General features: G+C 65.0%; 13 protein-coding genes. 5 read left to right on the top strand and 8 right to left on the bottom strand.

Features of this window, described 5'->3' with window-relative positions; translation table 11 throughout:
- Positions 1-47: 47 nt before the first annotated feature.
- On the bottom strand, positions 48-986 hold the full coding sequence (locus Q0L25_RS06690) for a rhodanese-related sulfurtransferase (protein WP_296612698.1): 939 nt from the start codon (positions 984-986) through the stop codon (positions 48-50).
- Complete coding sequence (gene glpD, locus Q0L25_RS06685) at positions 983-2,434, bottom strand: glycerol-3-phosphate dehydrogenase (protein ID WP_296612893.1); 1,452 nt, start codon at positions 2,432-2,434, stop codon at positions 983-985. The genes Q0L25_RS06690 and glpD overlap by 4 nt, the downstream gene beginning before the upstream one ends.
- An 88-nt stretch (positions 2,435-2,522) precedes the next feature.
- On the opposite strand from glpD, the gene Q0L25_RS06680 reads away from it, so the two are divergent.
- The 4 genes from Q0L25_RS06680 to Q0L25_RS06665 all read left to right on the top strand — a co-directional run bounded on the left by Q0L25_RS06680 (position 2,523) and on the right by Q0L25_RS06665 (position 5,943).
- Complete coding sequence (locus Q0L25_RS06680) at positions 2,523-2,873, top strand: hypothetical protein (protein WP_296612696.1); 351 nt, start codon at positions 2,523-2,525, stop codon at positions 2,871-2,873.
- A gap of 47 nt (positions 2,874-2,920) precedes the next feature.
- Entirely contained in the window at positions 2,921-5,212 is a 2,292-nt protein-coding gene (locus tag Q0L25_RS06675) for an RNB domain-containing ribonuclease (RefSeq protein WP_296612694.1), read from the top strand.
- 63 nt (positions 5,213-5,275) lie between these two features.
- On the top strand, positions 5,276-5,593 hold the full coding sequence (locus tag Q0L25_RS06670) for a hypothetical protein (RefSeq protein ID WP_296612692.1): 318 nt from the start codon (positions 5,276-5,278) through the stop codon (positions 5,591-5,593).
- The gene (locus Q0L25_RS06665; RefSeq protein ID WP_296612690.1) at positions 5,590-5,943 is read left to right on the top strand and encodes a hypothetical protein; all 354 of its coding nucleotides are present in this window, start codon (positions 5,590-5,592) and stop codon (positions 5,941-5,943) included. The genes Q0L25_RS06670 and Q0L25_RS06665 overlap by 4 nt, the downstream gene beginning before the upstream one ends.
- A 6-nt stretch (positions 5,944-5,949) precedes the next feature.
- Here the strand turns inward: Q0L25_RS06665 and Q0L25_RS06660 are convergent, their stop codons facing one another.
- A complete protein-coding gene (locus Q0L25_RS06660; RefSeq protein WP_296612688.1) occupies positions 5,950-7,110 on the bottom strand; it encodes a saccharopine dehydrogenase NADP-binding domain-containing protein in 1,161 nt (386 codons plus the stop codon).
- Positions 7,111-7,314: 204 nt separating this feature from the next.
- Positions 7,315-9,096, bottom strand: a complete 1,782-nt coding sequence (locus tag Q0L25_RS06655) for an ABC transporter transmembrane domain-containing protein (protein ID WP_296612686.1) — start codon at positions 9,094-9,096, stop codon at positions 7,315-7,317.
- A gap of 213 nt (positions 9,097-9,309) precedes the next feature.
- Here Q0L25_RS06655 and Q0L25_RS06650 point away from each other — a divergent pair, with 213 nt between their 5' ends.
- Positions 9,310-10,527 (top strand): polyhydroxyalkanoate depolymerase, encoded by a 1,218-nt coding sequence (locus Q0L25_RS06650; RefSeq protein ID WP_296612891.1) that lies wholly within the window; start codon positions 9,310-9,312, stop codon positions 10,525-10,527.
- A 159-nt stretch (positions 10,528-10,686) separates the two neighbouring features.
- Here Q0L25_RS06650 and Q0L25_RS06645 read toward each other — a convergent pair whose 3' ends face one another.
- From Q0L25_RS06645 to Q0L25_RS06630, 4 genes are all read right to left on the bottom strand, one after another.
- Positions 10,687-11,178, bottom strand: coding sequence for a pyridoxamine 5'-phosphate oxidase family protein (locus tag Q0L25_RS06645; protein WP_296612684.1), 492 nt, complete (start codon positions 11,176-11,178; stop codon positions 10,687-10,689).
- Between the two features lie 43 nt (positions 11,179-11,221).
- Positions 11,222-11,767 carry a DUF805 domain-containing protein gene (locus Q0L25_RS06640; protein ID WP_296612682.1) on the bottom strand — a complete coding sequence of 182 codons (546 nt, stop codon included), beginning with the start codon at positions 11,765-11,767 and terminating at the stop codon, positions 11,222-11,224.
- A 130-nt stretch (positions 11,768-11,897) separates the two neighbouring features.
- The gene (locus tag Q0L25_RS06635) at positions 11,898-13,076 is read right to left on the bottom strand and encodes an acetyl-CoA C-acyltransferase (RefSeq protein WP_296612681.1); all 1,179 of its coding nucleotides are present in this window, start codon (positions 13,074-13,076) and stop codon (positions 11,898-11,900) included.
- Positions 13,077-13,227: 151 nt separating this feature from the next.
- Positions 13,228-13,692, bottom strand: coding sequence for a MaoC family dehydratase (locus Q0L25_RS06630; RefSeq protein ID WP_296612679.1), 465 nt, complete (start codon positions 13,690-13,692; stop codon positions 13,228-13,230).
- Positions 13,693-13,714 lie beyond the last annotated feature (22 nt).

The following is a 13,714-nucleotide window of genomic DNA, read 5'->3' as shown; positions in this document are numbered from 1 at the left end:
CCGTCTGCCCTTGGAACGGCTATGCAACGAGGCCGGTTAATGACTGGCTAAACTGGATTTTTCGGCGTCTTGGCGGGCAGCCGCGCGCCGACATGTGCTTCGCCACGCGCTTCGGCCAGCCGGGCCTGGCGGTGGCGTTCGGCATAGCCTGCGCGCTGGACGGCATCGCGCGTGCCGTGGCAGGCGGGGCAACTCACCCCTTCCTCGAACAATGGTGACGCTCGGTCCTCAGTACTGACCGGCATGCGGCAGGCGCGGCACAGACCGTGCGTGCCGGGCGAAAGCCCGTGCCCGACTGCGACGCGCTCGTCGAATACGAAACATTCGCCCTGCCAGCGGCTCTCGGATGCGGGCACCTCTTCCAGATATTTCAGGATGCCACCCTGCAAGTGAAAGACTTGATCGATCCCCTCCGCCTTGAGCAGAGCGGTCGCCTTCTCGCAGCGTATGCCCCCGGTGCAGAACATCGCGACGCGCGGCGCTGCCGCGATTTCCTCGCGATGCGCGGCGACCCAGGCGGGAAAGTCGCGAAAGCTTTCGGTCTCCGGATCGATCGCACCGGCGAAGGTGCCGATCTTGACCTCGTAATCGTTGCGCGTGTCGATCACCATTGTGCCGGGCTGTTCGATCAGCGCGTTCCAGTCGGCCGGGGACACGTAATGGCCGACGCCGGTCAGCGGGTCGATGTCGGGCATGCCCATGGTCACGATCTCGCGCTTCAATCGGACCTTCAGTCGATGGAACGGCATCGTCTCCGCAGTCGCGGTCTTGACTTGCAGGCCGCTGCAACCGGGTAGCGCGCGGATATGGGCGACCACCGCGTCGATTCCATCGGGCGGGCCTGCGATCGTGCCGTTTATCCCCTCTTGTGCGAGCAGCAACGTGCCTCTGATCCCTTGCGCCTCGCACAAGGCCAGCAGGGGTTCCCGTATCGCGCTGGGATCGGGGAAGCGGACAAAATGATACAAAGCGGCGACGCGGATCATGTCAGCGCGTTCCACCCCTTTTCGAACGCGCTGCGTTGCTTGTCGCTGAGATGCAGGCCGATCTTGCTCCGCCGCATCAGCGCGTCCTCGGCGGTCCGCGCCCATTCCCTATCGCGCATCCACCGCGCCTCGATCTCGGTCAGCCCGCCGCCCAAATCAGCGCCCATGCTTGCCTCGTCGGTCACGCTGTCGAGCATGTCGCCGAGCATCGTGCCGTAGGCATGCGCCATGCGCAGCGAACGATCATCGCCAAGGAATGGCCAGGTCGCGCGGACCTGAGCGAGGAACTGGTCGAAGTCGGCGATCGCGCCACCGGGAAAGACGCGCGCGCGCGACACCGGACGGCGCTTCAGCCCCAGCTCGGGACCGAGCTTGCCCATTGCATCCTCTGCCAGATGGCGTCCGGTAGTGATCTTGCCGCCGAACACGCTCAACAGTGGCGGCCCGTTGGTGTCGAGCTCGAGCACATAATCGCGCGTCACCGCCTTCGCCTCGCTCGCGCCATCGTCATAGAGCGGGCGCACGCCCGACCATTTATAGGTCACGTCCGCGGGGGTGATCTGCCTGACGAAATGATGGTTCGCGCCCTCGCACAGATACGCGATCTCGTCGTCGGTGATCTTCGCATCCTCGGGCGCATCGACCGGAATGTCGGTGGTGCCGATTTCGGTCCCACCTTGCCAGGGAATGGCGAAGATGATGCGGCGGTCGGGCAGTTGCAGGATGTAGGCGTGGTCGCCCTCATAGAGCTTGGGCACCACGATATGGCTGCCCTTGACCAGCCGAACATTTGCCTTGCCGTTCAGCCCCAGGCGATTGAGCATCAGATGGACCCAGGGCCCCGCCGCATTGACCAGCGCGCGCGCCTGGACCGTGCGGCCGTCGGACAGGGTCGCGGTCCAGTGATCGCCCTCGCGCCGCGCACTGTCGAGCGAGACGCGCGTGCAAATCTCGGCGCCATTGGCGTGCGCGTCGACTGCGTTGAGAAGCGTGAGCCGGGAATCATCGACCTGCGCGTCGGAATAGACGAACCCGCTCGTGCCGCCCTTGAGCGGCGAGATATAGTCCTTGTCCGACGCGCGCAGTCCGCGCGAGCGCGGCAGGCTCATCTTCCCGCCGAGCATGTCGTAGAGATAGAGCCCGATCCGAACCATCCACCACGGCCGCACGGCATTCTCCTGCGGCAGGACGAAGCGCAGCGGGCGGATGATGTGCGGCGCCGCGTGCACCAGCAATTCGCGCTCGCGCAACGCCTCGGCAACCAGCCGGAAGTCGTAATATTCGAGATAGCGCAGCCCGCCATGGATCAGCTTGGTCGAGGCCGATGAGGTGTGACTGGCGAGGTCGTCGCGTTCGACGAGCAGGACCTTCAGCCCGAGCAGCGACGCTTCGCGGGCGATCGCGCATCCGTTGATTCCGCCGCCGGCGATGAGGAGGTCGTAAGTCAGCAGTCGAATCCTCGTTTGGCACGGGGGCGGAACAGTTGACGATCTCGCCGGTTCTTCCCGCCATCGTCAATTGCAGGATGCGGTCAAGATGCGAAAGTTCCTTTTGGCGGCAAGCGCGATGGCCGCGACTGCCATGCTCGCGGCTCCGGCCAGCGCCGATCCCGGGCAAGGCCGCTGGGGAGGATGTCCGCCCGGCTTGGCCAAGAAGGGCAATGGTTGCATGCCACCGGGCCAGGCGCGCAAATATTATTGGGACCGCGGCGCGCGCCTGCCGATCGGCTATCGCGGCTGGACGCGGTATGACGCGATCCCGCGCGCCTATCGCATGCGCGTTCCGTACAACGCGCGCTATCGCTACGTCTATCGCGACGATTATGTCTATATCGTCGATCCGCAGACGCGGCTGGTGCGAGACATTATCGATCTGCTCGCGCGCTGACGCGAGCGGGGTGACGGGAAGGCCGGTTGCGCCTATCTTGTGCCGACATGGCGAAACCAAAACATAAACACGGCCTTCCCACCCGTCAGCAGATCCTCGATTTTATCAGCTCGTCCGGCCAGCCAGCGGGCAAGCGCGAGATCGCGCGCGCGTTCGGCCTGACCGCCCAGGAAAAGATCGCGCTAAAGGCGCTGCTCAAGGACATGGCCGACGAAGGCCTGATCGACAGCGCACCCGGCCGCGCGTTCCACGAGATGGGCGGACTGCCGAAGGTGACCGTGCTGCGCGTCGTCGATGTCGACGATGGCGGCAATATCTGGGCGGTACCAGAACGCTGGGACGCTGAAGGCGTACCGGTGCCGCGGCTGCGCGTCCGAGAGCGAAGCAAGCGACCGGCGCTCGGCCCAGGCGATCGTATCCTCGCGCGCACCGAAGAGGCCGGCAAGGGCTGGATCGCGCATCCGATGAAGCAACTCGCCAAGGGCGAGGAATTGATACTCGGCGTGCTCAGGCGCGAAGGCGATCGCCTGTGGCTCGAAGGCGTCGAGAAGCGCGAGCGGCGGCAATATCAGGTGTCCGACGCGGGCGACGCCGAGCCCGGCGATCTGGTGCTGGCCGAGAAGGCCGGACGCCCGCCGCGCATCACTGCGCGTGTCACGCAGCGGCTCGGCGATCCGTTCGCGCCACGCAGCTTCTCGCTGATCGCGATCCACGAGCACGACATTCCCGACCGCTTCGCCGAAGAGGCGCTGGCGGAAGCCGAGCGCGTCGCGAAGCAGCCGTTGGGTGACGGCCGAGAGGACCTGACCGGATTGCCGATCGTCGCGATCGATCCCGCCGACGCGCGCGACCATGACGACGCGGTGTGGGCGGCGCCCGACGACGATCCCAAGAATGCCGGCGGGTGGAAAGCCGTGGTCGCGATCGCCGACGTGTCCTTCTACGTCCGCCCGGGCTCCGCACTCGATCGCGAGGCGCGGCGGCGCGGCAATTCGGTCTATTTCCCCGATCGCGTCGTGCCGATGCTGCCCGAGATCCTGTCGGCGGAGGTGTGTTCGCTCAAGACCGGCGAGGATCGTGCCGCGCTCGCATGTCACTTGCAGATCGCCAAGGACGGGACGCTCAAGTCGTGGCGCTTCACCCGCGCCGTCGTGCGGATCGCAGCGAATATCGCCTATGAAGACGCGCAGGCGGCGATCGATGCGCGGTCGTCACCCCAGCGAAAGCTGGGGTCTCGGGAGGAGAGTCCTGCCGGTGAGGCGCGAGATCCCAGCTTTCGCTGGGATGACGCGTTAGTTGAGGGTGCGCTCGTGCCCCTCTGGTCCTGCTGGCAAGCACTCGCCAAGGCGCGCGACAAACGCGAGCCGCTCGATCTCGATCTGCCCGAGCGCCGCGTGATGCTCGACGAACTGGGCCGCATCCTGTCGGTCGCCCCGCGCGAGCGGCTCGATGCGCATCGCCTGATCGAGGATTACATGATCGCCGCCAACGTCGCGGCGGCCAGGGCGCTCGAGGCGAAAAAGGCGCCGGTCATGTACCGCGTCCACGAACCGCCGGCGCGGGAGAAACTGGTCGCGCTCAAGGATTATCTCGAAACCTGGGGCGTCAAGTTCGCGCTCGGGCAAGTGATCCAGCCGAAGACCTTCAACAATATCCTCGAGAAGATCGGCGAGGTGGATTTCCGGCCGCAGGTGATGGAGCAAGTGCTGCGCACGCAGACGCAGGCTTATTACGCGCCCGACAATCACGGCCATTTCGGCCTCGCGCTCGGCAGCTATGCGCATTTCACCTCGCCGATCCGGCGCTATGCCGACCTGATCGTCCACCGTTCGCTGGTCACCGCTTATGGTCTCGGCCCGGGCGGCCTTACCGACGACGAGGCAGCGGGGATGGAGCGGATCGGCGAATCGATCAGCCGGCTCGAACGCCGCGCGATGGAGGCTGAGCGCGACACGATCGATCGCTACGTCGCCGCCTTCCTGGCGGAAAAGGTCGGCGAGATCGTCGAGACCCGGATTACCGGCGTGCAGAACTTCGGCATCTTCGCGACGGTCGCAGGGATCGGCGGGGACGGCTTGCTGCCGGTGCGCGACCTGGGCGGCGAATATTTTCGGTTCGACGAAGCAGCGAGGAAACTGGTCGGCGAAACGTCGGGCGACGAATATGCGATCGGCCAGGTGCTGCAATTGCGGCTGGCGGAAGCCAATCCGGTATCCGGCGCGTTGCGATTCGAGCTGCCGGAGGGTCGATACGCTCCGCCGCCGGGCAAGAAGCCCCAACGCGTCTTGAAACGCCGCGGCCGTCCGCCCAACATTCGCCATCAAGGACGGCGACGTTAGAATTGTCACGGTGCCGGCCCGGTTCAGCATTGCTGAACCGCCACGAACGGGGGAGTAAGGCTTATGGGTGGAGCAGCGGCAGGTGCGGCAGCAGGAGCGGTGGCGCGAGCCCGGCGGCGACTGGTATCGCATTTCATGACGCACAATGCCGTCTCCGCCGACAGCGCGATCGACTATGCCCCGGGGCGCGGTATCGAGCGGCGCCTGCTCGAGAAGCTGATCGAAAAGGGCGTGCTGCATGTCGGCAAGGCGGGCAAATATTGGCTCGACCTTCCGGCCTATGACGCGTGGAACAAGTCGCGCCGTCGCCGCGCCGGAATGGCGGTGGGGGCCGCGGTCGCGATCGGCGCCGCGCTTGGGTTCCTGGCCGGCGGCGGATGAGCGGCAAGCTCGACCTGATCGGCATCGTGCCGCAACCGGGACCGGCGGCGCCGCCGCCGATCCACCCGGCGATGCTGCGCACGCGTTCGCGCATAGTGCGCGCGATGATCCAGGCGCACGCACTGGCGCCCGAACAGGCAATCGCCTTCAGTCCTCGGCCGAGCGACGTCGCCGAACTGATGAAGCTCCGGAAAGCCGGCGTCGTGCGCGAGACGCTGCCGGGCCATTATTGGCTCGACTTGGTCGCCAACCATTATCGCGAGCAGCAGGCGGGGCGCGTGCGTGCGATGTGGGCGGTCGGTATCTCGCTGGTGATCGTGGGGGTGGCGGTGCTGTTCTACCGCGGGTGAATGATCTCAGCCGCTGCGGAACGTCAGCCCCGCCTTCGCGGTCAGCCGCTCCCGCAGCGCATCGCCCATCAGCGCGCCGGGGGTCCAGATACCGCCCTCGCCCTGCACATCCTGCACCAGGCATAACGCGGCCTCGGCGATCATCTTGCTGGTCGACCCGTAACCCGGGTCCTTGTCGCCGGTAACAACGCATTCGACCCGGCTGTCGTCGGGGAATTCGCCGATGAACAGGATGTCGTAATGCCCGCTGTCGCGCTCTTCCTTGGAGGGGCCTTCGCCGGGCTTGGGTCCCTTGTCGCCGGCGAGCGGATTGACCTTGGCGATCGCCTCGGCCGCCGCTTTGCCGAGATCGCCGAGCCCGGCGACCATCATTTCGTCATAGACGAAATTGGCGCCGTATTTCTCCCCGAGCAGGAAGTTGGTGCGGTGGACGTTCTTGGTGTTGATCGGCGCCATGATGAACGGCGCGACCCACGCGCCGACCGATTTGTCATATTCGGGGAGCAGCCCGGTCGGCTGGTGCGGACCCGAAAAGCCAGGGGTCAGGGCGAACGGATTGGTCAGCAACGCGACGATCCGCGGATCCCTGGCGGCCGCAGCCAGCGTCGCCTTCAGGCTGGCAGCGGTGCCGCCGGAAAACCCGCCCTTCATCACGCGCACCCGACATTTCACGCGCGGCGCCGGACCGCCGTGCTTGGCGATCGCGCATTGCTGCAGGGTCAGTACGCCGAGGTCGAAGGGGATCGAGTCGAACCCGCAGGAAAAGACGATCCGCGCGCCGCTCCGCTTGGCGGTCTCCTGATGCGCGTCGATCATGTGGCGCATCCACGCAGGCTCGCCGCACAGATCGAGATAGGCTGTGCCGGTCTCGGCGCAGGCGGCGACCAGATCGCTGCCATAAAGTTGATAGGGACCAACCGTGGTGATGACTGCGGTGGCGCGTTCGCACATCGCCTTCAGGCTGGCGGGATCGTCGGAATTGGCCGCGATCAGCGTGACGTCGGCGGGCGCTCCGATCAGGTCGCGGACTTCCTGGAGCTTGCTGAGCGAGCGCCCGGCCATCGCCCATTTGACCCCACTGGGATAGGTTTCGGAGAGATATTCGGCGACCAGCCGGCCGGTGAATCCGGTGGCGCCATAGACGATGACATCGAACTCGCGGGCCATATGTATCTCCTAACTTATCCTCCCCCTTGACGGGGGAGGATAGCGTAGCTTGTGAGCTTGCTCGCTAGCGAAGCTTGGAGAGGGTGATGCGGAGCGCAGCTCCGCGCGGTCCTGCGGACCGCACCCCTCTCCCAACTCCGACTAAGGCTCTTGCGAGCCTAAGTCTCCGTATCCCTCTCCCGCAAGGGGAGAGGGTAAGAAAAGCTAGGCCGCTTCGCTGAACTGCAGCGCGGCCAGCCGGGCATAAAGGCCGCCCTTGGCGTTGAGTGTGGCGTGCGTGCCTTCCTCGACGATGCGACCGTTATCCATCACGATGATCCGGCCGGCGGCGCGTACCGTGGCGAGACGATGGGCGATCACCAGCGTGGTGCGTCCGTCCATCAGCCGTTCGAGCGCCTGCTGGACCAGTTGCTCGCTTTCGGCATCGAGTGCGCTGGTCGCTTCGTCGAGCAGCAGGATCGGCGCATCACGCAGCAGCGCGCGGGCGATCGCGACGCGCTGGCGCTGGCCGCCCGAGAGCCGCGCTCCGCCTTCGCCCAGGAAGGTGTCGAGCCCTTCGGGCAGCTTGCGGAGGAATTCGGCGGCATTGGCGGCCTCTGCCGCCGCCCAGATGGCGTCGTCGCTCGCATCCCATTCGCCATAACGCATATTGTCGCGCGCGGAGGCGCCGAAGATCACCGTTTCCTGCGGCACCATGGCGATGCGACGGCGAATATCGGCAGGGTCCGCCTGGGGAAGGGGGACGCCATCAATCCGCACTTCACCCGATTGCGGGTCGTAGAAGCGCTGGATCAGCTGGAACAAAGTGGTCTTGCCCGCCCCGGATGGGCCAACCACCGCGACGGTCTCTCCAGGGGTTATGTCGAGCGAGAAATCCGACAAGGCCGAGACGTCGGGACGGGTCGGATAGCGAAACGCGACATGGTCGAAGGTAATGGCGCCGCGTGCCGGCTGCGGCAGCGGCACGGGATCGACCGGCGCCGCGATCTCCGACTGCTCCGCCAGGAGTTCGGCGAGCCGCTCGGCGGCTCCGGCCGCGCGCAGCAGGTCGCTATAGACATCGCTCAAGGCGGCAAACGCGCCGGTCGTGAGGATGGCCGCGACGACGAAGCCGCCCAGCGCGCCGGGCGACAGCCGGCCGGCCGCGACGTCGGCGGCCGTACTCCAGAGCAACAGGGTCACCGCGCCGAAAACCAGGGTAATGAAGAGGGCGGTCAGCAACGCGCGCAGGACAATCCGTCGCTTGGCGGTCGCGAAGCTGCGCTCGACCGCGCCGGCGAACCGTTCGCCTTCGCGGCGTTCCTGTCCAAAGGCCTGGACGACTTTCATAGCCGACAACACTTCGACCACCATCGCGCCGATATCGGCGATGCGATCCTGGCTGGTGCGGGAATACGTGCGCAGCCGGCGGCCAAGCAACATGATCGGCCCGAGCACCAGCGGGATTCCGAGCAGGATCATGCCAGCGAGCTTCGGCGCCCAAACGAACATCAGGACGATGCCGCCGAAGCCGGTAATCGCATTGCGCAAGACGACCGAGACCGTGGTGCCGACGGCCGTCTCGATCTGCGTCGTGTCGGATGTCATTCGAGACGCGATTTCCGACGGGCGGTTCTCTTCGAAATAGCGCGGCGCCAAGCGGAGAAGGTTGTTCTGCACGGCTATCCGTACATCCGCGACGGTGCGCTCGCCCAACCACGACACGAAGTAGAAGCGCGTGGCGGTGGCAATGCCCAACACGCCGACCACCGCGAACAATTGATAGAAGACGCGATTGACGTGCGTCATGTCGCCGCCGCGCGAGAAGCCGCCGTTGATCACCGACTTGAGCGCGGCAGGAAAATAGAGAGTCGCCCCGGAAGACACCATCAACGCGAGCAAGGCGATCGCGACCTGCAACGGGTAGCGGCTGGCAAAGCGCCACACCATTGCCAGGCTGCCCAGCTTGCGGCCCGGCTTAGACGCGTCGGCAGAGGAGTCCGTCATGGTTCGACGCCCTAGGCCGCGCGATCGTTACGGGCAATGGTTTGTACCCATTATCGGGGCGCCGCCGCGTGCCGCATTGTGACAGGATTGCGTCCATGGCCATCGTCGACATACCCAAAGCCGCAACGATCCGTCGCTTATTGCGTTGTGTGCGGTGCAACACAGGCCTAAGGGTTCATACCGGGGAAACGGTTTCTCATGTATCGGGGGCAGATGCTCTACAACGCCTACGAGATGCAGCGGTCGATGTTGGCAGGCGCCAGTGCCTGGGCCAATTTCAGCGCAGAACTGCTCAGCAATCCTTCCAATCCCTTTGCCTATTTCGGCGGCGGCCCGGTGGTCGCGTCCGCGCTCGAAGTATTCGCGCACGCCTCTGCGCCGCGCGGCAAGCCAGAGTTCGGGCTGGATCGGACCACGGTCGCCGGCAAGGAAGTCGACGTCGTCGAGGAAATCGTGCTCCGCAAGCCGTTCGGCCAGCTTAAGCGCTTCGTGCGCAAGGGCGTCACGGGCGGACCGAAATTGCTCATCGTCGCGCCGATGTCGGGCCATTATGCGACTTTGCTGCGTGGCACGGTCGAGCGGATGCTGCCATTCGCCGAAGTGCATATCACCGACTGGCGCGATGCCCGGCAGGTGCCCGTGGCGGAAGGACGTTTCGACCTCGACGATTATGTCGATTACATCGTCGAGTTCCTCGAGACGATCGGTCCCGGCGCACATATGCTCGCGGTCTGCCAGCCCTCGGTTCCCTGTTACGCCGCCGCCTGCGTGATGAGCGCCGACAAGAATCCGTGCCGGCCGAAGACGCTGACGATGATGGGCGGACCGATCGACACGCGTGAGGCGCCGACCGCGGTCAACACGCTGGCGACCGAACGCCCGTTCGCCTGGTTCGAACAGAATGTCATCACGACCGTGCCGCTCAATTATCCGGGCGCCGGGCGCCGCGTCTATCCGGGCTTCCTGCAGCTCGCCGGGTTCATGACGATGAACCTGGGCAATCACATGATTTCGCATTGGGAGATGTTCAAGCATCTCGTCCAGGGCGACGACGAGAGCGCCGAGGCGACCAAGGATTTCTACGAGGAATATCGCTCGGTCTGCGACATGACCGCCGAATTCTACCTCCAGACGATCGAGGTAGTGTTCCAGCGGCATGCCCTGCCCAAGGGCGAGATGATGCATCGCGGGCGCAGGGTCGATCCGGGCGCCATCACCGACATTGCGTTGCTGGCGATCGAGGGCAAGCGCGACGATATTTCAGGGCTCGGCCAGACCAAGGCAGCACTGACTATCGCCACCAACTTGCCGGCGTCGGAAAAGAAGCATGTGGTCGCCGATGCCGGGCATTACGGCATCTTCAACGGCAGCAAATGGCGTACCCAGATTGCGCCGGTGCTGGAAGAGTGGATCACCGCGCACGGCGGGTGATGCGCAATTATCGCGCTACCTTATTACCGTCATGCCGGCCTTGTGCCGGCATCCACCGTGCCGCTGGCCGACCGCTGAGCATTTCAGCCAGAATCTCTGGACAAGCGCCTGCTGCCCGGTGGACCCCGGCACAAGGCCGGGGTGACGGAGTATTTTAGGCTACGCCCCGCTCGACTCAGCCGTCGTGTCGACCTTCGCATGGCTGCCTTCGTCGCCGGCGTCGATCTTGCCACCGAACAGCATCTTGACCTTTCCGGCGATCGACATGTCGGTTTCCCACATCTCGGCATCGTCGACGTCGAAACGCAGCAGCGCGAGGTTGGGATCGTCCTTGCCGCCCGGAAACCAGGCCTCGACCTGATTGTTCCAGAGTTTGTCGATCATGCCGAAGTCGTTATCGATCCGGACGCTGCCCGCGAGGCAGGCGAAAAAGTCGTGCCCTTTGGACACGAACTGCGCCATCGCCGTGCCGCCCTTGGCCAGGCGGTTGTCCTTGCCGATGAAGAAGTAGATCGTGTCGACCTGATCCTTGTCGAGTTGCGCGGTGAGCGGCTCGCTATGCTGGCCGTCGCCGTCGAGCCCGATCATCACGAACGGGCTGTCGGACAGTTTCTTCCAGAAATGCTGCTTGATCTCGGCAGTGTCGGCCATGAGTCTCTCCTCTACGTTGTGAAGGGAGAACGCTTGTTCCCGCTCAGGTTTCCGCCGGTACCAAGGGTCGATCCTGATCCAACCGCGGATCGGGACCGTAGCGGTTTGCGCCCGACGTGCCGCGGAAGATGAACAACACCCAGGTGGCGAATATGACCGCCGCTGTTGCGATCGTCATGGCGATTGTGACTGGCCTCCAGGCAATCTGTCGGCTCGCGCGGAAAAATGTCAGATCGACCGATACACTGGGCCCGTCGCCCGCGGGCGCGCTCGACAATCCGGCGACTGCGACCAGCACCAGCACGCCGATCAGCCATGCCCATCGACCGGCGCGGTCTTGATCATGCAGCCGACGAACGAATAGCGGGATCCACGGCCAGCTCCAGACCAGCGTCCAGATCAAGCCTGCTATTCTCACCGCGAGCGACGGATTGTCGACGCTCAAGCGGAATGCGGTCACAATCACGCCCAGCAGCCAGAAGGATGCGACTTCCGAGCGCGTCGATCGGCCCTGGAACACGAATGCGTCGACGAACGGCCGGCATGCCAGCCTGATCGACACTCTATTGGCGCCATGGGTGCTGCGCATTACCAAAGGCTGCGCCGGGTTCCTGCCGCGGTCAAGCGAACCCGCGGAAATCTATCTGATTGGATACGCCAAGATTCAAAAGGGCCGGCGGTTCGCTCCGCCGGCCCCTTATGTCGTTAGCGGGAGGCGATCAGAGAACCTCGAACAACCCCGCCGCGCCCTGGCCGCCGCCGATGCACATCGTGACGACGACATATTTCGCGCCGCGGCGCTTGCCTTCGATCAGGGCGTGGCCGGTGCAGCGCGCGCCGGTCATGCCATAGGGGTGGCCGATCGAGATCGAACCGCCATTGACGTTGAGCAGTTCGTTGGGGATGCCGAGCTTGTCGCGGCAGTACAGCACCTGCACCGCGAACGCCTCGTTGAGCTCCCACAGGCCGATATCGTCCATCTTGAGGCCGTTGCGCTCGAGGAGCTTCGGGATCGCGAAGACCGGACCGATGCCCATTTCGTCAGGCTCGGTGCCGGCGACCGCCATGCCGACATAGCGGCCGAGCGGGGTCAGGCCGCGCTTCTCGGCCAATTTCTCTTCCATCAGCACGCTGGCCGACGAACCGTCCGACAGCTGCGAGGCGTTGCCGGCGGTGATGGTGAAATCGGGGCCGAGCACCGGCTGCAGGCCGCGCAGGCCCTCGATCGAGGTCTCGGGCCGATTGCCCTCGTCCTTGGTCACGGTCACCTCGTGATGGGTGACTTCCTTGGTTTCCTTGTTGGTCATCGCCATCGTCGCGGTGACCGGCACGATCTCGGCGTCGAAATAGCCGGCCTGCTGCGCGGCGGCGGTGCGCTGCTGCGACTGGAGCGAATATTCGTCCATCGCCTCGCGTGAGATGTTGTAGCGCTTCGCCACCACCTCGGCGGTCTGAAGCATCGGCATGTACACGTCCTTGTGCATCGCGATCAGCTCGTCGTCGCGCCCGACGCGCATCTGCGGGGTCTGCACCATCGAGATCGATTCGACGCCGCCGCCGACCGCAATGTCCATATTGTCGAGCACGATCTCTTTCGCGGCGGTGGCGATCGCCATCAGGCCGGAGGCACACTGGCGGTCGACCGACATGCCGGCGACGCTTACCGGCAGCCCCGCGCGGAGGAGTGCAAGACGGGCGATATTGCCCGCCTGGACGCCCTGTTGGAGCGCGGCGCCGAACACCACGTCCTGCACTTCGGCGGGATCGATCTTGGCGCGCTCGACCGCGGCCTTGATCGAGTGGCTGGCGAGCGTCGGCGAGGGCAGGTTGTTGAACCCGCCGCGATAGGCGCGGCCGATCGGGGTGCGGGCGGTAGAGACAATGACGGCGGAACGCATGGCTGGCCTCTTAATCTCCCCTCCCTTTTAGGGAGGGGCTGGGGGTGGGTGCCGGTGCTTCAGCGCCGGCGACTACGCTTGGGGCTTGTTCAGGACGCTCGCTGCGCTCGCGACCCACCCCCGACCCCTCCCTGGAAGGGAGGGGGGTAACTCAAACGAAAATCTGGCTGATCCACTCGGCGATCAAGGCGGGCTTGTCCTCGCCCTCGATCTCGACGGTGAATTCGTTGGTCTGCTGCCACTGGCCGGGGCGTTTTTCGATCAGCTCCATCAGCTTGAACCGGCCGCGCACGCGCTTGCCTGAACGGACCGGCGTGATGAACCGGACTTTGTTGCCGCCGTAATTGACGCCCATCTTCACGCCCTCGATCTTGGGCTGGTCGGGAACCTTGGACGAGAGCAACGGCATCAGCGACAGCGTCAGAAAGCCGTGGGCGATGGTGCCGCCGAAAGGAGTCATCGCCGCCATCTGCGGGTTGACGTGGATGAACTGGTGGTCGCCGGTGGCGTCGGCGAATTTGTCGATCATTTCCTGGCTGACCTCGACCCAGTCGGAAACGCGCTCCTGTCCGATCTGCGTCGCCAGCTCGTTGATAGAAATTGTATCATTGCTCATCGCCAGAACATTCCCTTTGAGC

The sequence above is a fragment of the Sphingomonas sp. genome (genome assembly GCF_024508665.1).
GTDB lineage: Bacteria > Pseudomonadota > Alphaproteobacteria > Sphingomonadales > Sphingomonadaceae > Sphingomonas.
Note: the sequence above shows the minus strand (reverse complement) of the source record. Positions and strands in the feature narration are given on the sequence as shown.

Excerpts from the sequence above, each read along its gene's own strand:
- Q0L25_RS06690 (WP_296612698.1), bottom strand. The coding sequence starts at position 986 with ATGATCCGCGTCGCCGCTTTGTATCATTTTGTCCGCTTCCCCGATCCC.
- Q0L25_RS06680 (WP_296612696.1), top strand. The coding sequence starts at position 2,523 with ATGCGAAAGTTCCTTTTGGCGGCAAGCGCGATGGCCGCGACTGCCATG.
- Q0L25_RS06675 (WP_296612694.1), top strand. The coding sequence starts at position 2,921 with ATGGCGAAACCAAAACATAAACACGGCCTTCCCACCCGTCAGCAGATC.
- Q0L25_RS06670 (WP_296612692.1), top strand. The coding sequence starts at position 5,276 with ATGGGTGGAGCAGCGGCAGGTGCGGCAGCAGGAGCGGTGGCGCGAGCC.
- Q0L25_RS06665 (WP_296612690.1), top strand. The coding sequence starts at position 5,590 with ATGAGCGGCAAGCTCGACCTGATCGGCATCGTGCCGCAACCGGGACCG.
- Q0L25_RS06660 (WP_296612688.1), bottom strand. The coding sequence starts at position 7,110 with ATGGCCCGCGAGTTCGATGTCATCGTCTATGGCGCCACCGGATTCACC.
- Q0L25_RS06655 (WP_296612686.1), bottom strand. The coding sequence starts at position 9,096 with ATGACGGACTCCTCTGCCGACGCGTCTAAGCCGGGCCGCAAGCTGGGC.
- Q0L25_RS06650 (WP_296612891.1), top strand. The coding sequence starts at position 9,310 with ATGCTCTACAACGCCTACGAGATGCAGCGGTCGATGTTGGCAGGCGCC.
- Q0L25_RS06645 (WP_296612684.1), bottom strand. The coding sequence starts at position 11,178 with ATGGCCGACACTGCCGAGATCAAGCAGCATTTCTGGAAGAAACTGTCC.
- Q0L25_RS06640 (WP_296612682.1), bottom strand. The coding sequence starts at position 11,767 with ATGCGCAGCACCCATGGCGCCAATAGAGTGTCGATCAGGCTGGCATGC.
- Q0L25_RS06635 (WP_296612681.1), bottom strand. The coding sequence starts at position 13,076 with ATGCGTTCCGCCGTCATTGTCTCTACCGCCCGCACCCCGATCGGCCGC.
- Q0L25_RS06630 (WP_296612679.1), bottom strand. The coding sequence starts at position 13,692 with ATGAGCAATGATACAATTTCTATCAACGAGCTGGCGACGCAGATCGGA.